This is a genomic window from Methylobacter psychrophilus (genome assembly GCF_025583945.1).
Taxonomy (GTDB): Bacteria; Pseudomonadota; Gammaproteobacteria; order Methylococcales; family Methylomonadaceae; genus Methylobacter_C; species Methylobacter_C psychrophilus.
In genome coordinates, this window is record NZ_JAOEGU010000041.1 from 15753 (window position 1) to 36575 (window position 20823).

General features: G+C 42.8%; 21 protein-coding genes. 9 read left to right on the top strand and 12 right to left on the bottom strand.

Features of this window, described 5'->3' with window-relative positions:
- Window positions 1–142 precede the first annotated feature (142 nt).
- From N7974_RS15510 to N7974_RS15535, 6 genes are all read left to right on the top strand, one after another.
- Window positions 143–364, top strand: coding sequence for a GDCCVxC domain-containing (seleno)protein (locus N7974_RS15510; protein ID WP_262966498.1), 222 nt, complete (start codon window positions 143–145; stop codon window positions 362–364).
- 9 nt (window positions 365–373) lie between these two features.
- Window positions 374–1876, top strand: coding sequence for a Ni/Fe hydrogenase subunit alpha (locus N7974_RS15515; protein ID WP_262966499.1), 1503 nt, complete (start codon window positions 374–376; stop codon window positions 1874–1876).
- Complete coding sequence (locus N7974_RS15520; protein ID WP_262966516.1) at window positions 1869–2384, top strand: hydrogenase maturation protease; 516 nt, start codon at window positions 1869–1871, stop codon at window positions 2382–2384. Before N7974_RS15515 ends, N7974_RS15520 begins: the two co-directional genes overlap by 8 nt.
- Before the next feature lie 130 nt (window positions 2385–2514).
- The gene (locus tag N7974_RS15525) at window positions 2515–2805 is read left to right on the top strand and encodes a glycosyltransferase (protein ID WP_262966500.1); all 291 of its coding nucleotides are present in this window, start codon (window positions 2515–2517) and stop codon (window positions 2803–2805) included.
- A gap of 182 nt (window positions 2806–2987) precedes the next feature.
- A complete protein-coding gene (locus N7974_RS15530; protein WP_262966501.1) occupies window positions 2988–3365 on the top strand; it encodes a hypothetical protein in 378 nt (125 codons plus the stop codon).
- A 54-nt stretch (window positions 3366–3419) separates the two neighbouring features.
- Window positions 3420–3803, top strand: a complete 384-nt coding sequence (locus tag N7974_RS15535; RefSeq protein ID WP_262966502.1) for a YajD family HNH nuclease — start codon at window positions 3420–3422, stop codon at window positions 3801–3803.
- Window positions 3804–4129: 326 nt separating this feature from the next.
- Here the strand turns inward: N7974_RS15535 and rnhA are convergent, their stop codons facing one another.
- Together rnhA and N7974_RS15545 are read right to left on the bottom strand one after the other, a co-directional pair.
- Window positions 4130–4564, bottom strand: a complete 435-nt coding sequence (rnhA, locus tag N7974_RS15540; RefSeq protein WP_262966503.1) for a ribonuclease HI — start codon at window positions 4562–4564, stop codon at window positions 4130–4132.
- On the bottom strand, window positions 4557–5273 hold the full coding sequence (locus N7974_RS15545) for a class I SAM-dependent methyltransferase (RefSeq protein ID WP_262966504.1): 717 nt from the start codon (window positions 5271–5273) through the stop codon (window positions 4557–4559). Before N7974_RS15545 ends, rnhA begins: the two co-directional genes overlap by 8 nt.
- Window positions 5274–5365: 92 nt before the next feature.
- Between N7974_RS15545 and N7974_RS15550 the strand changes: the two genes are divergently transcribed.
- Complete coding sequence (locus N7974_RS15550) at window positions 5366–7039, top strand: lytic transglycosylase (RefSeq protein ID WP_262966505.1); 1674 nt, start codon at window positions 5366–5368, stop codon at window positions 7037–7039.
- 77 nt (window positions 7040–7116) lie between these two features.
- Here the strand turns inward: N7974_RS15550 and N7974_RS15555 are convergent, their stop codons facing one another.
- The 6 genes from N7974_RS15555 to N7974_RS15580 all read right to left on the bottom strand — a co-directional run bounded on the left by N7974_RS15555 (window position 7117) and on the right by N7974_RS15580 (window position 13780).
- Complete coding sequence (locus N7974_RS15555) at window positions 7117–7797, bottom strand: metallophosphoesterase family protein (protein ID WP_262966506.1); 681 nt, start codon at window positions 7795–7797, stop codon at window positions 7117–7119.
- A gap of 84 nt (window positions 7798–7881) precedes the next feature.
- Window positions 7882–8016 carry a hypothetical protein gene (locus N7974_RS15560; protein WP_262966507.1) on the bottom strand — a complete coding sequence of 45 codons (135 nt, stop codon included), beginning with the start codon at window positions 8014–8016 and terminating at the stop codon, window positions 7882–7884.
- Window positions 8017–8135: 119 nt separating this feature from the next.
- Window positions 8136–9041, bottom strand: coding sequence for an NAD(P)-dependent methylenetetrahydromethanopterin dehydrogenase (locus N7974_RS15565; RefSeq protein WP_262966508.1), 906 nt, complete (start codon window positions 9039–9041; stop codon window positions 8136–8138).
- Window positions 9042–9085: 44 nt separating this feature from the next.
- Window positions 9086–9994 carry an NAD(P)-dependent methylenetetrahydromethanopterin dehydrogenase gene (locus N7974_RS15570; RefSeq protein WP_262966509.1) on the bottom strand — a complete coding sequence of 303 codons (909 nt, stop codon included), beginning with the start codon at window positions 9992–9994 and terminating at the stop codon, window positions 9086–9088.
- A gap of 229 nt (window positions 9995–10223) precedes the next feature.
- Window positions 10224–12161 carry an acetate--CoA ligase gene (gene acs / locus N7974_RS15575; RefSeq protein ID WP_262966510.1) on the bottom strand — a complete coding sequence of 646 codons (1938 nt, stop codon included), beginning with the start codon at window positions 12159–12161 and terminating at the stop codon, window positions 10224–10226.
- Window positions 12162–12361: 200 nt separating this feature from the next.
- Window positions 12362–13780 carry an amino acid permease gene (locus N7974_RS15580; RefSeq protein WP_262966511.1) on the bottom strand — a complete coding sequence of 473 codons (1419 nt, stop codon included), beginning with the start codon at window positions 13778–13780 and terminating at the stop codon, window positions 12362–12364.
- A gap of 345 nt (window positions 13781–14125) precedes the next feature.
- Here N7974_RS15580 and N7974_RS15585 point away from each other — a divergent pair, with 345 nt between their 5' ends.
- Complete coding sequence (locus tag N7974_RS15585; protein WP_317451616.1) at window positions 14126–15388, top strand: L,D-transpeptidase family protein; 1263 nt, start codon at window positions 14126–14128, stop codon at window positions 15386–15388.
- A gap of 81 nt (window positions 15389–15469) precedes the next feature.
- On the opposite strand, the gene rlmA is transcribed toward N7974_RS15585, so the two are convergent.
- The 4 genes from rlmA to N7974_RS15605 form a co-directional block, all read right to left on the bottom strand.
- Entirely contained in the window at window positions 15470–16339 is an 870-nt protein-coding gene (gene rlmA, locus N7974_RS15590) for a 23S rRNA (guanine(745)-N(1))-methyltransferase (RefSeq protein WP_262966512.1), read from the bottom strand.
- Window positions 16340–16529: 190 nt separating this feature from the next.
- Entirely contained in the window at window positions 16530–17126 is a 597-nt protein-coding gene (locus N7974_RS15595; RefSeq protein ID WP_262966513.1) for a CDP-alcohol phosphatidyltransferase family protein, read from the bottom strand.
- A complete protein-coding gene (locus N7974_RS15600; protein WP_243218829.1) occupies window positions 17123–17875 on the bottom strand; it encodes an endonuclease/exonuclease/phosphatase family protein in 753 nt (250 codons plus the stop codon). The genes N7974_RS15595 and N7974_RS15600 overlap by 4 nt, the downstream gene beginning before the upstream one ends.
- A 44-nt stretch (window positions 17876–17919) precedes the next feature.
- Entirely contained in the window at window positions 17920–18423 is a 504-nt protein-coding gene (locus tag N7974_RS15605; RefSeq protein ID WP_262966514.1) for a CDP-archaeol synthase, read from the bottom strand.
- A gap of 384 nt (window positions 18424–18807) precedes the next feature.
- On the opposite strand from N7974_RS15605, the gene N7974_RS15610 reads away from it, so the two are divergent.
- The gene (locus N7974_RS15610; protein WP_262966515.1) at window positions 18808–20610 is read left to right on the top strand and encodes a multicopper oxidase family protein; all 1803 of its coding nucleotides are present in this window, start codon (window positions 18808–18810) and stop codon (window positions 20608–20610) included.
- Window positions 20611–20823 lie beyond the last annotated feature (213 nt).

Genomic DNA, 20823 nt, shown 5'->3' on the forward strand with positions numbered 1-20823 from the left:
TCAGTCCTGTAGGATGTGCTTCGTAACTCAGTACATCCTGCAATGCTTGATGTAAGGTAGCATTGCGTATGGAGCAGTGATGAAAAGCAAAGCAGCGGCAATTGCGTAATCCGGCAAATACCTACAGTACCAAGATCAAGTTATGACAGGACTAATTTTAAAATCAGTCATTAAATGCCCTCAATGTGACTTTGAAAAACAAGAACTTATGCCAACGGATGCCTGCCTGTATTTTTACCAATGCACCCATTGCCAGACATTATTAAAACCTAAACAGGGTGATTGTTGTGTTTTTTGCTCTTATGGGACAGTCGCTTGCCCTCCGATACAAGCTGGACAGTCTTGTTGTTCCAACCAACTTTAGAGAATTATCATGTACGAACATTTAGAAACCGCCAAAAATACAGAAAACCTGAAACGCGTCGTTGTTGATCCCGTCTCTCGCGTTGAAGGACATGGCAAGGTCACCTTATTATTGGACGCTGATAATAAAGTTCGACAAGCCAGATTGCATATCGTTGAGTTTCGTGGCTTTGAACGTTTTATCCAAGGCCGTCCCTATTGGGAGTTGCCGGTTTTGGTGCAACGCTTATGCGGCATTTGTCCGGTAAGCCATCATTTAGCCGCTGCTAAAGCCATAGACCAACTAGTCGGGATTGATCCTGAAAATTTACCGGTATCCGCCGATAAATTGAGACGTTTACTGCATTTTGGACAAGTACTGCAATCTCATGCCCTGCATTTCTTTCATTTATCCAGCCCTGATTTATTGTTTGGTTTTGAAAGCGATATCAGTAAACGTTCTGTTATTGCCGTACTAAGTGAATATCCCGACCTTGGTGTGCAGGGTGTAAAGCTGCGCAAATATGGTCAGGAAGTAATACGCATGGTCTCCGGTAAACGGATTCACGGTACTTGTGCGATTCCTGGCGGCGTGAATAAATCTTTAAGCAAAGCTGAACGTGATTATTTACTGGAAGATATTGACCAAATGATTGAGTGGTCGGCAGCGTCGGTCGCACTCATTAAAAAAGTACATTGCTCCAACCTGCCCTATTATGATGACTTTGGCACCATACGTACCAATTACCTGGGCTTAACCAAACCCGATGGTGCCTTGGAACTTTATCATGGCGGTATTCGCGCGAAAGATGCTGATGGCAAAATGATTATGGATAATGTCGATTATTGCCAATATAACGATTATATCCATGAAGAAGTACGCTCCTGGACTTACATGAAATTTCCTTACCTGTTATCGATGGGCAAGGAAAACGGCTGGTATCGTGTGGGGCCGTTGGCCAGAGTCAATAACTGTGATTACATTAACACGCCATTGGCAGAAGCCGCTCGCGTAGAATTTAAAGCGCACAGCAACGAAGCGATGGTTCATAGTACGCTGGCTTTTCATTGGGCACGTTTAATTGAAACCCTACATTGCGCCGAAAGCATCAAAACACTGCTCCATGACCCTGACATCATGGGCCATGATTTAGTGGCGCAAGGTGAGAAACGCTATGAAGGTGTCGGCGTTATTGAAGCACCACGTGGCACGCTGTTCCATCATTATCAAGTCGATGAGAATGATATTGTCACCAAAGCCAATTTAATCGTTTCGACCACCAGCAATAACATGGCGATGAATGAATCCGTTCGGCAAGTGGCGGCAGAATACTTATCGGGTCGGGAATTAACCGAACCATTGTTAAATAATCTGGAAGTAGCTATTCGCGCTTATGATCCTTGCTTGTCCTGCGCGACCCATGCGATGGGAAAAATGCCGTTACAACTGGAATTAATTGATGCTGAAGGTAACTTGATTGATAAACTGGTGAAACATAGTAGCGGTCAAATTGAACGGCCAAATAATGCTTAAACCGGTACTTGTATTTGGCTATGGCAACCTTAGTCGTGGCGATGACGCACTAGGGCCGTTATTACTGGAATATGTTGAAAGCCACTGTAATTTGCAAGACATTGAAATACTGAGTGACTTTCAGCTACAAATTGAACATGCGCTGGATTTGGAAAACAGATTGCTGGTATTATTTGTTGATGCCTCGGTTTCTTGTGTCGAGGCGTTTGACTTTGCCCAACTTGAACCTGCCAGAGATAAAAGCTACACCACTCACGCCATGAGTCCTGCTGCGGTTTTAGCCGTGTATCAGTCAATAAAAAAACAAATGCCACCGCCGTGTTTTTTACTGAGCATCAAAGCCGAAAAACTTGAATTGGGTGAAGGTTTAAGTACGTCGGCAAAAAACCATCTGGCTCAGGCCTGTCAGTTTACGGAAAAATTATTGCAAAACCCTGACCTTGACCTGTGGCTACAACAAACCAATGCTGTGCAGTCAGTGGCTACTGAGCTGTGTGACTTATCGTAATTTCAACTATAGATTTTCAGATAAATAATTTCGATGCTAACTGATAACATCCCTTGAAGGGATGTTATCAGTAGGAGTTTACAGCGATGCGACTGGAAATTTAATTTCTGAAAGTCTATATTTCAATCCAATGTATATTCTGCCAAAACTTTGCGAATTAAGTCTCGAAGCTAATATTGATAAGCTGATTTGGTTTGCAGGCGAAAGAAATGATATCGCTGATATCATGCAAAATCTGGATTTATTTGTACTGCCTTCTATTAAGGAATGCATATCCAATACCATTCTTAAAGACATGACGACAGAATTATCGGTAATAGCGACCGACGTAGGTGGCAATCCGGAATTGGTTATCCATAACCAAACCGGCTATCTGGTCCAAAAACAAAATCCAACAGCAATGGCTGACAGAAGCCTTTAAATACTGTTTGGATAACCCCAATATTTTGCTTTGTCATGGTAAAGCAGGAAGAACCGGATGTGAGTCAACATTTAGCCTGAACAGAATGATGACAGCTTATATGAACGTTTACGATAATTTGCTAAACTTAAAACCGACAACCATTGAATAATGACACAAAACAAAAATAGAGAGACTCAGTGATGAAATCATACAAAACATTATGGCTGGTAACGTTAATGATTATTAGCGGTAACGTCTGGTCTTATGGCAGCAGCAGTAGCACAAAAGCCTGTGACAAACCAAAATTTAGCGAATTTAGCCCGATCAGCAATGCTGAAGTTGCGTCAAAATCAGCTTTTTCTTTTATCGCCTCCGCAAATACCAACCCTGACAGCATTATCGTCACGGTAAAAAATCAGCCGGTAGAGGTCACGGTTACACCTAAAAACCAGAGTTTTCTGGTAACTGGAACACTGCCCGATACTTTAAAAGGCGACTTTGCCAGAATTAGTATTGCTGCCGATGGCCCAAATCAATGTAAAGGAACTGACGGCTGGCTGATAAAAATAGTCGAATAAAACCGGTGGTCGGAGCGTTTTACCAACAATTTATTTACAGACAAAAACAATTTTATGACATTAAAAAAGACATCACTCGATAAAGACAAACTAAACCAGATTGTTACCGATGCCCGACGTAATCAGGAAATCAGGGAGCAATCTTATCGTGGTCAGGCACTTAAGCTCTATCCTTGGATATGTGGTCGTTGCACCCGTGAATTTACCCATACCAATCTGACTGAATTAACCGTTCATCATAAAAATCACAACCACGATGATAATCCTGCCGATGGCAGTAACTGGGAATTATTATGTCTTTATTGTCACGATAATGAACATTCACGTTATGAAGAAACCCGCTTCGGTAATTTGCAGTCCAGTAATCGGGCCAGTGTCTCAATGGGTAGCCATAATCCATTTGCAGACCTCAAAAACCTGATGGGCAGTAAAAAATAAGCCATAAGGCTAAAGGAGGCTATCCGAGAATAGAAAACCGACTGCGGAAAAACTATTTTGGCACTATTTTTTTAATATAAACTTTCAGAATTTAAATTTCCAATTAGCGTAGCTGTAAGCTCATACAGATAACACCCCTTGAAGGGATCGTATCTGTCGACATAAAATTATTTATCTGAAAATATATAGAACAACTATCGGCCTCAAATGACTCAAAATAGCTTCCCCTCGCTATGACTCCTATTCTCGGACAGCCTCCAAGGTGCAAGTGGTTAAAAAGTGACTGAGTAGAAGCTTATTCTTTCACCTTTAACCCTCTTATCTGATTACAAGGTATCGATGCCAAGATTAGCCAAGGCATCAGCCCGGTCATTACCTATATCGCCAGAATGACCTTTTACCCACTTCCATTCAATCTTGTGCCTGGCAATGCTTGCATCCAGTCTACGCCATAAATCTTCATTTTTAACCGGTGTTTTCGCAGCCGTTTTCCAGCCTCTTTTTTTCCAGTTGGGCATCCAGTCAGTGATACCTTTTAAGACATAACTTGAGTCGCTATTAAGCTGAACGGAACAAGCTTTTGTTAATAATTCCAATGCCTGTATCGCGGCCATCAGTTCCATGCGATTATTGGTCGTATGTTTTTCTGCCCCATAAAGTTCTTTTATAATACCTTTATAGTCAAGAATCACTCCCCATCCACCCGGCCCTGGATTACCACGGCAAGCTCCATCGGTATAAATAATTACAATACTACTCATGTTTTTTTATCTGTGCTGTCGGATTTAGTGAATTGATTAAAGCCAATCGAGGATTTGCATTTTTCACAGGCGTTAACGGAATGATATTGTAGCGTCGCTTTATGGCTTTAACAGCATAAGCCGTAGAAAAAAATGATTGGCCATAGCCTATTAATTTCCCCTGTTTGGAACTGATAGAATCTAAATTAAACTCGGAAGATACGGTCACTTCAAAATTTAATAACTTTAACCAGTCCATGATTCTTGATCGGGAAATGAAGTGCCCTCCCCAGGAATCAGCCATTTTTTTATCCCATAAAAATTGATACCTGACCCATAAACTCCAGGGATTAAAATTTAATACCACTAACAATCCTTCAGGCTTTAAAACGCGCTCTACTTCTCGCATAGTCTGAAACCGATGGGTATCAAACTCCAACAAGTGCGGTATTATAATCATATCAACACTATCGCTTTGCAACGGTAAACTATAGGCTCTCGCCCTGATTTTTCTTGCATCATCGCAGCCCAGTCCTTTGGTATCCAGTATTGTATAATTTTTGTATAAAGTGCAATCAATAAAGTCATTCTCCCAGCCCAAGCCACCAATTTGCAAAATAATTTGTTGACAACTAACAGTAATTGATTTCTGCAAATAATCAGCTTCAAGCTCTTTTAACAGCTTACCTCTTGGGGTTTGGTACCACGCAAACAAAAAATTTCGTTTCATCAATCACACTCAACACAACATACGTTAATGATTTTCATCCAGAAAAATGATACAATTCAGCTAAAATAATAACTATACCTTTAGGCTTCAAGATGACACGCGTTAATTTTAACAGGTCGATTAATTTTTTATTAATTTCGATATCTTTAATTGTAACCGGTTGCTCAGATACACCCAAAGAGCCTCTGGTCGTTAACGACCAAATGCCTGTCAAATCTAATCAAAATGACGGCTATGTGTACCATCCTACCCTGCGCAAACATAAATTCAAAACCGCATCAACGCACAAAGATACCGTTTGGGAGCGGTTGTTGTCACTCTATTCATTGCCTGACATTAAAAACCCGCGTATAGACCGTGAATTATACTGGTATTTGGAACATCCCGCTTCTCTTGCAATAATTCAACAACGGGCAGAACCCTATCTACACCATATTCTCGATGAAATTGAAGCCAAAAACATACCCGGCGAATTGGCTTTATTGCCCGTTGTAGAAAGTGCTTTTGTACCTGATGCCTATTCAAAAGCTGACGCCTCAGGACTTTGGCAATTTGTCCCCGCTACAGGTAAAGAATATGGTCTTCAACAAAATGCTTGGTATGACGGTCGGCGCGATATTTACGCTTCAACAAAAGCTGCAACCACTTACTTAAAAGAATTAAGTGAAAATTTTGATGGCGATTGGTTACTGGCTCTTGCTTCTTATAATTGCGGGAAAGGTCGGGTCAGAAAATCCATTGAAAGAAATGAATATCTCAATCTACCCACTGATTATTGGTCATTAGACCTGCCTCAAGAAACCGATGACTATGTGCCAAGATTACTGGCTATTGCCAGATTATTTGCCCATGCTGACGAATACAATATTCATTTACAACACATACCCAATAAACCTTACTTTGAAGTCGTTGATATTAAATCCCCGTTAGATTTGCACAAAGCGGCGAAACTTGCAAATACACCACTCTATGCATTTTTAAAATTAAATCCCGGCTTTAGCCGCGCCAGCACCGCTCCTGAAGGCCCGCATCGGCTGTTGGTTCCGGCAGCTCAAGCGCAAGCATTTAAAAATAATCTGGCGATGCTTCCCTATTCTGAAAGAGTCGATATAAAACAATACAATGAAAAGCGGACAACCGAGCCACGCTTCCAAGACAAAAATCAGGATCAGCTACAAACAGCCCAACTTGGCGGTGATAGAATCAGAACAAACCTGGTGCAATACAAAGTTAAACCAGGAGATAATTTGGCCGCGATTGCCAATAGAAACAACACAACCATTCAATCACTGCGCCAAGCCAATCATTTAACCAGCAATTCCGTTAATTCCGGGGTGCGCTTACAAATACCTTCGGAAGCAAAATCAAATAGTATCCCGCTACTGGCCAGCGTATCAAAACCTAAAGCCATTAATACTCAAGTCTATACGGTAAAAAAAGGCGATACCTTCTTTAATATTTCTCAACGATTTTCTGTCACCCCGAAAGACATTGCTAACTGGAACAGCGCTACTTTAAAAACAGCACTAATTCCAGGCCGAAAACTAACCATCAACAGTATTAACCCACAACTTGCCAGCGCGTCATCGTCAATCCGCCTATTCAGTTACAAGGTGGGACAAGGCGACTCGCTGACACAAATTTCCAGAAAGTTTAATGTCTCTGTTGCCGACTTGCGTAAATCCAACGCAGCCATATTAGTTAAAGGTCTTCGTCCCGGCCAAACACTCAAGATTATTGTCGATAACAATCAATCCTCAAGCTAAAAACCTGGCTAAATCAGGCTTATCTGGCAATGCCAAGCGTTACCAAATAAGCCTGATTTAGCCAGAGCTATTTAAAGTCACTTTTCACTTAGCATATTGCCAAACAAATCCGTTACCGCACCGTTTGCGACGCCACTCACTTTAATATTATTTCTGATAATACTGGCATAATTTTCATGAAGATGGCCATGAAAAATATGTTTTACCCCCATTGCCGCCGCTAATTCACCAATCACCTTAAAACCATGCCTATGAGATCCAGGGGCTTCATGTGATACTAATATATCTGCTTTCAGAGCCTTTAATGCCTCAAATTCATCATGCCAAATAGCTGATTTATATTTTAATGCCATCTCGGAACTCTGGACACTAGCCGACTGATTATGCAAGTAATGCTGCTTACCCAACCATTTGGGTTGTTGCGGTGGATACCATACCCTGCCAAGAAAAACACCGCTTAATCCGGCGACTCTAAGGCCTGCTATTTCAGTAACTTTTAAGTGTAAGTCTCTATGAGAAAAAGCGGAGTTAAATAGATTATTGTATTTTGCTGGCGATTCAAAATCATGATTTCCGGCAATCCACCAAATTTCAGTTACGCCATCAATTTCCTTTAAACAACTTTCTAACGGCACATCCAGATCATAATCACCCAGTAAAATGATAGCTTCGGGCCGGTATTTATGAGCAGCCGCTATCAAGGGCTTAAAATTTCCATGCGGATCACCAGCAAACAAGATTCTATTCTGTTGGTTCATGTTATTACCTTCCTTTCTTTTCATGATGAGATGAAAACCAACAATTTGTCAATTTTCGTTAGAGATGAAGATAAAATATGAATATCACTCGGATAATCCGTATTCATTATACAAATCATCGCCCAACACTCTTAAATGCTCATCGTGATTAAGGCCTGTCAACAACACACCCGCACGTCGATAATAAACCTGATCAACTATGAGAAACGAAAATAGCAAGAACCGACTACTGCATCAGTTTCAGTTATTAAACACTACAGCATTCCAACAAAAACCATTACAGGATATATGCTGGCAAACACTTTTTTTACTGTTCAAATTTACCAACTCGTGCAAAACTACGCTATATTCCTGGCCTTATTAAAAGCCTCTCTAAAATCAAGATATAAAGGCTTATCCGTTTCCAGCATTAATTTTAGCATCTCATTCTGAAGCTTATATTTAACATTGCCCACGGCCAAGGCTCCGACACCGACTGCGCCTTGTGCATTGGTTGCATAAATTAAAGGTACGCCTAAATCACTGCGCTTGATGCCTTCTATGCCCATTGGCGGAACCGCATTAACGTCACCAGCCACTTTTAATTGCCTGGCCTCTTTTAAAACAGCCGAACTGAGAACCTGAACACCCGCTTTGGCAACACAAAAAATAATATCAGCGGTAGCCACTAATTCAATTTTATCGGCTTCAGAGCCGGCACATGCGCCTTTCAGGGTACAACCAAACCGACGATTATAAGCTTTGGCAATATCTTCAGCCGTCTCAAGCAATAAATGGTCGACCAATACTGTCTTGGCACCCGCCAAGGAAGCAATAATTCCGGTAGCAATACCGACCGGCCCCGTTCCACCAAAAACCAGTGCAGTACAGTCTTTTAATTCTTTGCCATGCTTTGACTTCAACTCTTTCTCTACACAAGCAACCAATGCTGCCGCTGTAGTAAATGCACCGCTGGGATCGGCAAAAACAGATACTTCAAAAGGTGGAACCATGGCTTGTTGACTGGCATCCAGCATATCCATAGCCAACCCTAAATCACGGCCACCAATAAAGATTCCGGTACGCTTGACACCTGTTGGACCACGGGAAAAAATAGCATCCTGGGTGAGCCTGTAAATACTGTCTAATTTGACATTACTATAAGGCATAAGCACATCAAACCCTGCGTCCATAGCCATATTAATATCAAATGGACTATTGTTTGGCATGGGGTCAAGCATGTGAAGAATGCTACGTTTCTCCATTAGAGATGCTCCTTATAATGAGTGCGGGGTAAACTGGAGTAAATTTAAGCTCTTGACTTAACATAAGCTCTGGCTACTTCAAAAGCATGTTCAAAATGCAAATAAACCGGCTTATCGCATTCGATCATTTTTTTCAACAGGCGATTCTGTGCCTGGTATTTAATATTACCAATAGCCAGAGCGCCTATGCCAACAGCACCACTGTTCGAACCTTCAATAGGCGTACCATTATGAAATGCATCAACGCCGGCTATGCCTGATGGCGGTACTGCATTAACATCTGCCGCAACTTTCAATTGCGGAGCTGAGGCAATTAATTCAGCACTCAGTAACTCAATACCTGCTGCACCGGTTGCAAAAACAATATCAGCTGTTTTCATATATTCAGCTTTATCAGCATCGGCACCTGCGGTAATGGTAATTTTACCGTCACCAAATTCATTACTGCACAGTTCGGCAATATGCTGAGCTTTTTCCAGTTGTCTGCCGATGATCCTTACGTTGGCACCTGCCTGAGCCGCAATAACTGCTGCGGCTTGGCCCACGGGGCCGGTTCCACCTAACGCAAGAATATTTTTACCTGCCAATGTTGTGTTAAATTTTGTGATTAATTCATGCTCTACAGCGGCAACCATACCAGCAGCTGTTGTAAAAGCACCGCTAGGATCAGCAAAAACAGAAACTTCAAAAGGTGGGACCATTGAGCGCTTGGCTGTTTTCAACATATCCATGGCTTGTTTGGTATCGCGGCCGCCGATAAAAATACCGGTGCGTTTTAAATTTTTTGCACTGCGAGAAAAAATAGCATCTTGTACAAGCCCTTGAACTTCACTGGCTTCAACATTAATATAAGGTAGTGCAGAAACCCAACCTGCATCCAGCGCCATGTTGACGTCAAAAGGACTTAAGTTTTTAGCAGTGGTTAGCATGTGTAAAATGAATGGTTTTTCCATGGTATCTCCTTGATGTATTTAGCCGGTCAGTATAAAAGAAAAAATAGCAGAATAACAATGGTCTTGCGTAATTGACCCTAAAAACCGAAAAACAGCATTAACGATCATTCCATGAGTCACAACCAAGATGAAAGCATCCTGGAAGATAGTGTAAAGGCCGACTTATCTGCCCAAGGCGAATAAATTAACCCTACAAATCCTCAACAGGATACTTAAAACCGATAGAACCTTATTTGTTGGCGCGGTGATCAATAATATCTTCAACTACCGACGGATCAGCAAGTGTGGAGGTATCGCCCAGATTATCCAGCTCATTAGCAGCCACTTTTCGTAAAATACGGCGCATGATTTTACCTGAGCGGGTTTTTGGTAAACCGGGAGCCCATTGAATAATATCAGGGTTGGCAATGGCACCAATTTCTTTTCTAACCAAATCAACCAACTCTTTTCTCAGTGCTTCCGAAGGCTCAATACCGACATTCAAAGTCACATAAGCGTAAATTCCCTGACCTTTAATATCATGCGGATAACCGACAACAGCGGCTTCTGCGACTTGTTCATGCAACACCAGGGCACTTTCAATTTCTGCCGTACCCATTCTGTGACCTGAGACGTTAATCACATCATCGACACGCCCGGTAATCCAGTAATAACCGTCTTTATCACGACGCGCGCCATCACCGGCAAAATAATAACCGGGATAGTTTTTAAAATACGTATCAATAAAGCGTGGATGATCCCCATATATTGTCCGTGCCTGACCTGGCCACGGGCTACTGATGACCAAAATCCCCTCTGCCACACCGTCCATAATAACACCCTGATTATCCATGATTTCCGGCTTGATACCGAAAAACGGTAAGGTTGCAGAACCCGGTTTTAAAGCAGTAACACCGGGCAACGGAGTGATTAATATGCCGCCCGTTTCAGTTTGCCACCAGGTATCCATGACAGGACATTGTCCGTTACCGACGACATGGTAATACCATTCCCATGCCTCCGGATTAATAGGTTCGCCAACGCTACCCAAAATACGTAAACTGCTGCGATCCGTGCGGGTAACAAAATCATTCCCCTGAGCCATTAATGCACGAATTGCAGTCGGTGCAGTATAGAAAATATTGACCTGATGTTTATCAATGACTCGCCAAAAACGATCTGCTTCAGGATAAGTAGGCACGCCTTCAAACATCAAAGTCGTCGCACCGTTGCACAAGGGTCCGTAGATCATATAAGAATGCCCGGTGATCCAGCCTATGTCGGCAGTACACCAGTAGATATCACCCTCATGGTAATCAAACACATACTTATGGGTCATGGCCGCATATAACAAATAACCGCCAGTGGTATGTACAATACCTTTGGGTTTACCAGTCGACCCTGAGGTATACAGGATAAACAAGGGATCTTCTGCATCCATAACTTCAGCGGGACAATCAGCTGAAGCCTCTGCCATTGCTTGGTGATACCAGATATCACGACCTTCCTGCCAGTCAAGGGTGCTGCCGGTATTTTTTATAACAATGACTTTTTTAAGCTGTGGACAGGAAATCGCTGCCAGATCAACATTGGTTTTAATCGGTGTAGTTTTACCGCCACGGTAGCCTTCATCCGCGCAAACAACATAGTGGCAATCCGAATCCAGTATCCGGTCTTTTAACGCATCTGCCGAAAACCCGCCAAAAACAATCGAGTGCACGGCACCAATTCTTGTACAGGCCAGCATCACCGTTGCCGACTCACTAATCATGGGTAAGTAAATACAAACCCGGTCACCTTTTTTAACGCCCTGTGTTTTTAAAACATTGGCAAACCTGCAAACGTCCTCATGTAATTGTCGGTAAGTAATTTTTTTATCATGAGCCGGATTATCACCTTCCCAGATAATAGCCACTTGATCACCGCGCGTTTCAAGATGACGATCAATACAGTTGACGCTCACGTTAAGTTTCCCGCCAGCAAACCAACGCATAATGCCTTTTGAAAAATCACAATCCATAACGCTATCCCAGCGCTTGCTCCATACTAAAAATTGTTCCGCCTGCCCTGCCCAAAAAGCTTCCGGCTGATCAATTGAATGTTGATACAGGGTTTTATAGGTTTCGGCAGTAATATGCGCCTGAGCGGCTATGCCAGGTTTTACATCATAAATCTTAACGTCTGACATTTATAATCCCGGTGATGTCTGAAAGCTGTGCTAACTCCAGGAAATTTCATACCTGATTGCACAGTTTTGTATTTATAATTATAAGGACGAATCTGTGTGTTCGTCCTGTTCAAAAGACTCGATTAATTTAGGGCAGACACATAGGTCGACCCCACGATTAATATGATAATAAAGATATTTTGCGACTTGTTTCGCTTGAATCAGCACACTTGACCAGATTTCGCCAATTTGCTGTGCTGCATTGAATAACCAAAATAGACAATCAAGCCAATAACCAGCCAGATAAGGAAACGCAGCCAGGTGATAGCTGGCAGAAATCCCATTAATGCTCCACATGACAACATACCCAGCACCGGAAACAAAGGACTGAATGGCGAACGGAAAGGCCGCACCATGTCCGGCTTGGTAATACGCAGAACGATCACCCCTAAACACACCAGCACGAATGCAGCCAAAGTACCAATATTAACCAGTTCAGCCAAATCGCCCAGCGGCATAAAACCTGCCACAAGTGCCATAATAACGCCGCAAAGTACAATAACACGTACCGGCGTTTGGGTATTGGGATTAACTTTGTTAAAAAAAGATGATAGCAAGCCATCCCGCGACATCGCGAAAATAATACGTGTCAAGCCGTAGTACAACACCAACATAACGGTAGTAAGACCGGCGATAACACCTGTTGAAATTAGCGCCGATGCCCAGTTATAACCCAGCAGAGTTAGTGCATGAGAAACAGGAGAGGAAACATTCAGAGCAGAATAGTGGACGATACCGGTCAGTAATCCCGCGACTATAATATAAATAACGGTACAAAAAACCAGTGAGGCAACGATACCAAAAGGCAGGTCTCGTTGCGGGTTTTTAGCTTCTTCAGCGGCAGTAGACACCGCATCAAAGCCCACATAAGAAAAAAACACCAGCGATGCGCCTGCCAGAACGCCGGTCGTTTTTCCGTCAGGCAAGGTTTGAAACCAGCCAAACGGCATAAAAGGATCCCAGTTTGCCGGGTGAACATTGAATACCGCAACACCGATAAATATAGTGATAGTAATGAGCTTAACAACGACCATAACATTGTTGGCCTTAGCGCTGTGTTTTACGCCCACAATTAACAGACTCATTAACAGCAGAATAATAGCGAAAGCCGGTAGATTGATAATACCACCAAGCTTGGGCGCTTTGGTAAGTGCCTCCGGCAATGGCAGTCCGATTGCTGTGAGCGCATTATTGAAATAGCCGGACCAACCGTTGGCGACTGCTGCGACCGAAATACCATATTCCAACAACAAATCCCAACCGATAATAAAAGCAATTAATTCACCAAATGCCGCATAGCTGTAACCATAAGCACTACCGCAACCACCGACAGATGATGACAACTCGGCATAAGAAAGTGCCGCAAAGGCACAGGCAATACCGGCAATAATAAACGATAAAATGACAGCAGGACCGGCTTGCGTTGCAGCAGCAATGCCAGTCAATACAAAAATACCCGTGCCTATAATTGCACCTACACCGAGAAAAGCCAGATCCCATGCCGACAGGCAACGCTTAAGTACGTGCTCTTGGTCATCATGCGAGACGACTGGTTTGGTACGAAAAATTTGCAGCGACATAAGTTAAGATCTCTCGTGTGTAGTTGAGCAAGAATTTACAGATAGCGAAGGAATATCGCTGATTTTTATATCGTTAAATTATAACGCACACACAGTTAATCACGGTAATACTCAAAAAAGCCATTAATCATCAAAAAAGCTGACAACAAACAGGCTATTTACATAGCATTCAGGTATTTTTTGTGAGTTTTTTTATTTTATAGTTGTAAATTTCTGCTAATGGTTTAGAACCAGCCCATGATAAAATATAAGCATACAAATTGGCATTAATCGTTATGTAGTTTTAACCAATGCTGATTATTAAACCACGCGTTATTTTATAGTGTTACTGAGAAAATTATTTTAATGAAAACCCGTACCCTCTTTGCTTGTTCATTATTATTACTAACGGTCGTTGGTAATGTTTATGCTGCAACTTATAATTTACCGGAAATTAACGGTGATAGAGTCGTTGCCTCGTCCACCGGCGATACTGTGACAATAACAGTAGATCATGACCAAACGTTATTAGATATCGCCAGACACTTTAATCTGGGACAAACAGAAATAGTCACTTTAAATCCCAATCTTGATCGCTGGCTTATTAAAAAAGATACTGTTGTACGCTTGCCAAATCGACGTATTTTACCGGACAGCCCTCACGAAGGTATTACCTTAAACATCGCTGAATATCGCATGTACTATTACCCTGCGAACCAACCTGGTACAGTAAGATCATACGCGCATGGTGTGGGCAGACAAGATTGGCAAACCCCATTGGGTAAGACTACTGTTTCCAAAAAGGTGAAAGATCCCTCATGGCATCCACCTGAATCAATCAGACGCGAGCATGCGGCAAACGGTGATCCGTTACCGGTTGTCGTCCCACCAGGCCCCAACAACCCTTTGGGTGCTTACGCCTTGTATCTCAATCTGCCGGGGGATTATCGAATACATGGTACTGATGTTGATAAAATTTTTGGTATAGGTATGCAAATAACACATGGCTGTGTGCGGATGTACCCTGAAGATATCGAAGCTTTATATAATTCAATTCCGGTTGGAACTTCTGTTTATATCGTTAAACAACCGGTCAAGGTTGGCTGGCTAAATAATACCCTTTATGTCGAGGCTCACCCTGATTTGGAAGGTGAGGAAAAGTCTGCAGATGAACGCTATGCAGTGGCGTTGGCCCTTATTCAAAAAGCCAATAATGGCGAACTTCCTGAATTTGACCAAGTAGCTTTAAATAAGGCACTTAAAGATCTGGATGGAACACCGATGCCACTTTATGAACGACTGCCACCATTGGAAGGAGAAATACCCTTCACTGAACCAGAGCCTATTCCAGAACCTATCGCGAAGATTAAAAAATCGACTCCAGTAATTGTGGCTAAAAATAAAAAGCCGGCAGCGGCAACCAAGAGCTCAAAACCCGGATCAGTAACCGCAACTAAAAACACTAAAAAATTACCGGCAATTGCCAGTAAATCGAAGAAACAAGAACCAGTAACAACCGCTAAAAGTAAAAAGCAAGTAACAACGACTACCAATAAGGCCAAGAAACCAGAGCCTAAAACAGTCAGTAAAAGCCAGAGCAGTCAGGGCGGTTATTATCGTGGATCTTAAGTTGCTATAGCGCTTGAAAAGTCCGTAATCCTGCATCTGCAGGATTACGGACTTTTACTTTTCGCGCAAAATCGTATTTACTTAAGTGGTTTCAATATCTACTGTTTTTACAAACAACGTCAATATAAAGTCAGTTTCAATTTCGAGTTCTGAAATGGCATTTAAGGCTTGCTGAACACTTTCATTAGCTCGCCAGGCAAAAGGTGTCATCTGTAACAAAGCCATTCTCTGCTGGGCATTTGGGGTGATTTTGTAACTAATCCGTTGTGTAAGCAACTCCTCAAAACCCTGTAAAACCAAACTCTCTGAGGAATGTTCTTTTACCTCGGCATAAATAGCTTGTTTTAACTGCCATAAATGACGAGAACCAGGCGTAACGATAAGTAAGTATCCCGAAGATTTTAGCACCCGTTTAAGCTCGTCATCAGCTGATGGTGCAAATACCCTCAAGATAAAATCAAAAGACTGATCCATATAGGGTAATCGATTTGAACTGGCGACGACAAACTGTGCTTCAGGCTGTTTTTTAGCGGCGGCAGCTACGGCAAACTTGGCAATATCAATACCATGCAAAGCCATCTTTTCACTGTGCTTGCAATGACAAGCAATTTTTCGGCTGTAATACCCTTCACCACAGCCCAAATCCAAAAGATGCATGCCCTCGCCTTTTCTATTGTTGGCATCAATCATCATCGCCACCGCTTTAGCCATAGGTTCATAAAACCCTGCCTCCAAAAATAGACGCCTGGCTATCATCATTTCCTTGCTATCACCGGGTTCTTTAGAATGTTTATCCTGTACAGGTAAAAGATTCAGATAACCTTCTTTAGCCAGATCAAAGCTATGTCGATTCTGACAGGCATAGCTTTTACCTGATTGATTTAGTTGGAGTGACTCTCCACAAACCGGACAGACATACAAGATATTTGGCGCTACTATTAATGGTTGCACAGGAAAAATTCAGTAATTGACAAATGGATGCGGGTTACGATTTAAAACAGTTTTATTTTTAAATCGACTCATTAAAAACGGTAAATAGACAAAAATATTATAAACATTTCACTACGAAGACACGAAGGACAACAAGCTTTTTTCTTCGTGTTCTTCGTGTCTTCCTGGTGAATAAAAAAAGACAGACAAACTAGCGGCTATTGCGTGCAGAACGCTTTAAAACATCCCAGACTGAACGCACATTTGACTCGGGTTCGGACAAAAGCAAAGTAAGCACGATTTCTTCAATAGCGGCAAGTATACAGATAACCGCAGCCAACCGAAATGGCCATGCCGGGCCACCGAGAAACAACACATACAATGATAGCCCCATAGAGGCGGCTGCTATTTTGACTCCCCACGTATGATAACTGGTAAAGCCCCCAAATTTACTAAATCCTGCAATGGCCGGTAACAAGCAACTGGCGACAATCAAGCAGACAAAAACCAGCTCTCTACGAACGATCTCCGGCCATAACCACCAGCAACAAACAGCAATCGTTAGATAGGTAATGACATCCGCCCAGCTATCCAAGGTAGCACCAAACTGGGAAACTTGCCCTGTCAACCTCGCGGCCAGACCATCCAATAAATCAGTTAAAAAAGCAATCGCCAATAGCACCATAAAAGCAATGCCATAACCGTACCATGCCAGCAGCAACAAGCCGGGAGCAGCTACAAAACGAAATCCTGTCAGCAAATTAGGCAAGGTTAACCTGGACTGCGCTGTAAACAGTTTACTGTTCATAAAGCAAATGAGGCGGCAAGTGGCGCATGATCGGAAAGCATGTGCCAAGGTGAATGAGTCAACCGGTCACACGACACCGGAATCAGGCCACGATAATAAATACGATCCATCTGAAAAAAAGGCAACCAAACCGGAAAGGTACGGGCATGGTGTCCATGAGTTTGTAAAAAAATCTCATTTAAATCCAGATGATCGTGAAAAAGTCGCCCGGCTTGTCCCCGCCAATCGTTAAAGTCACCCGCGACAATTAATGGTGCGTCATGCGGCACATGACTGTCAATACGATCACACAATTTTCCTATTTGCAGGCGACGCTCTTTACCCATCAAACCAAAATGAATACACACAATATGGATATCTTGGCTGCTCTCAGGTAGGCGGATAATACCATGCAGAAGACTACGGCTGGCCCAAGGAAAGGGGGATACATTGATATTTTCCCAGCTCTCAAAAGGGTATTTGCTTAAAAGTGCATTACCATGATGGCCGGCATTATAAATTGCATTTTTTCCATAGGCAAAATGCGGCCAAACGCCTTCAGCAATAAACTCAATTTGTGACTGATCAGGCCAATGTTCGATATTTTTTTTATGACGACGATGCTCGCCTTGCATCTCTTGTAAAAACAACAAATCGGCATCCGCAGCGACTAATGCTTCCCGGATCTGATGTAACACAAAGCCCCTGTTGCCGACATTAAAGCCTTTATGAATGTTATAAGTAAGTACCTTCAATTCTTTCTTTTTCATAGCGACTTTACTATTCCTTGGAAGTGAGACAATTGGAGCTGTTTTTAATAGGGCTTATTACGAATATGTAACCGGTAAAGAATGGGTGAAAAAAATTCCTCACACAGAAAAAAAAGCACGACAATCAAGATAACATCAATAAAATCCAACCCTAGCGGTTCTTTTAACAGATATAACGGCAACAATGTCTCCGGTATCGTATCAAACCCTCGCGCCTGACTACTTTCAACCTTACCAAGTCGGCGCTTAACAAAGCTGGCCAGCATATCACCCAGCATTGTCAGCATACCAAACAATACCCCCGTTATAGGTTCAAGCCCACATAAAATTGCTATAACAGTCGTAATAAAAATGGCTGAAAACAAACCTCGCCAAGTTTTAGTAATGCCTAACAAACGCTGACCATCACCTAAATAAAGCCCGTTATCTATTGGCATTGCCAAGCGGTTACCCAGCACTCTACTGGCAATAACCGGCGCACCATTAGAGACCAGAAGCAATACCAAAGCCTGAAAAAGACAATACCAACACAGTGACTGTAAAGGCATATTCAACCCTATCCTTTTAATCAGGTTAACAATCCGGAAAGCGATAACTTAAACAATAATCATAAAAATCGATTATCGGCCATATTAATAGTAATTACACTATTGCCAAGATATTTACGATTAACCAACTCACCAGCACTTGATCTTTAGCATTGGTTTCTCCAACAAAAAGTGACCGTAACGACAAAATTTCCTGCCATGTAAGTCTATTTATTGTTTATTAATTATAGCTAAAACAGCCGTTATTTTTTAGTTGCTACCAACCACAAAAAATGTCACGTATTACCTTGAATATAATAGTTTTCTAATATAAACTCACTGTCGCCCCATCATTATAAAAACCAGCACTATTAACAGGGGCGATTTCTATCTTGAGGAGGATTTATGTCTAGTCTTAAAAATTATTCCCGTCGTCGTTTCCTGACCCAATCTGGCTTGGGTCTGGTTGCTTTTGCCGGTATGCCGGGGTTTTTACAAGCAATGGAAGGTATGCATGGCATGCCAAAATTAACACCCAACAAAGCCTCACCCAATTTTAAACCGGATGTCGAATTCGATCTGTTTTGCCAATCCGGCTCGGTATCCATTCTGCCCGGCCAACAGACCCAAGTGCAGCAATACACGGCATTGTTAAAAACAGGGCCGAAAGAAACCCTCACAAACATAGCAGGATCTTATCTGGGGCCTTTAATCAATTTACAAAAAGGCCAGAAAGTACGCATTAATTTATACAATAAACTGACCGAACCCACCGTTACACATTGGCATGGCTTGCATGTTCCCGCTAATATGGACGGTCATCCTCAGTTCACTATTGATCCCGGCGAAATCCTGGTCTATGAATTTGAAGTGCTAAATCGGGCAGGTATGAATATCTACCATCCACATCCGCATGAAACCACTGCCAAACAGGTTTATCATGGCTTGGCCGGTGCATTATTCATTCATGATGAAGAAGAAGCAAAACTGGAATTACCTGCCGGCGAATACGAAATTCCGATAGTCATTCAGGATCGTCTCTTCGATGAACAAAATCAACTCATTTATGCCCGCAACATGCATGACCGGATGACAGGATTCTATGGCAATCGTATACTGGTTAACGGTCGTCCGGACTTTCAGATTGATGTTGCCAGTCGCGCCTATCGCTTACGTATTTTAAATGGCTCAACAGCACGTATTTACAAGCTGGGTTGGGATGACGGCACACCCCTCACCGTTATCGGCGTTGATGGCGGTTTGCTGGAACAACCGGAAGTTAAACCTTACGTCATGCTGGCTCCTGGTGAGCGGTTGGACGTCTGGGCCGATTTTAGCGGTCGTAATGAAGGCTCGCAGTTAGTCATGCGCAGTCTGGATTTTTCAGGCGTATTACCAAAAATGGCAGGGCGCATGGGCGGTATGATGCATGCCAATGCCCTGCCTGTCGGTAGCAATTATCCCGTTTTTACTGCCCGGGTCACCAAAAAAGTCAGCGACAGCCCTAAACTGCCGTCACAGTTATCAAAAATCAACTGGCATCCAATCAGTACTACTGCAAATCCTGATAAACCACTCCCTATCGGTATTTCTGAAGGCCCAATGGCCATGCTGCTTAATGGTCGCCCCTATAAGTTCGACGATATTCAAGACTTTGAACGCATCAAGGTGAACACTATCCAACTCATGGAAATTTTCCATGCGCACGGCGGTAGTGGCGGTCATGGAAAAGAATCCGCACCGGCAGCTGAAGAACATGGCGGCATGGGGATGATGGGCGGTATGAAGCATGGTAACGACGATCAGAAAGGTAATGGCCAAGGCATGATGGGCATGGGTCACAAGGGTGGTGGCATGGGGATGATGGGCGGCATGAAGCATGATGACGACGATCAGAAAAGCGGAGGTCAAGGCATGATGGGTATGGGAGGTATGGGTATGATGATGGCCATGGCGCATCCCATTCATCTACACGGACAACAGTTCCAAATTGTCAGCCGCAGTGTCAGTGCTGATAATGCGGCAGACTATGCCACCGTGCGTGACGGCTTCATCGAAAACGGCCTGAAAGATACCGTACTGGTGATGCCGGGCGAAAACGTTCGCATCATAAAACCCTTCCAGGATTTTAAAGGCTTGTTTATGTACCACTGCCATAATCTTGAACATGAAGATATGGGTATGATGCGCGACTTTTTGATTGAATAATCCAGGCGCTTCTTTAGCCAGGTAAACAAAAAACGGGTGCATTAAGACACCCGTTTTTATTTTTAACAGATAACCATCTCACCTTAACCACAGCGAGATTATAGAGTCCAAAGTTGATAAAGCGACATTACTTTCTGTAGGGCGTGCCGGGCGCGCCTTTAAAGCTAAGGCGCGCCCGGCACGCCCTACGTAATTAATTCATGGCTCTATATC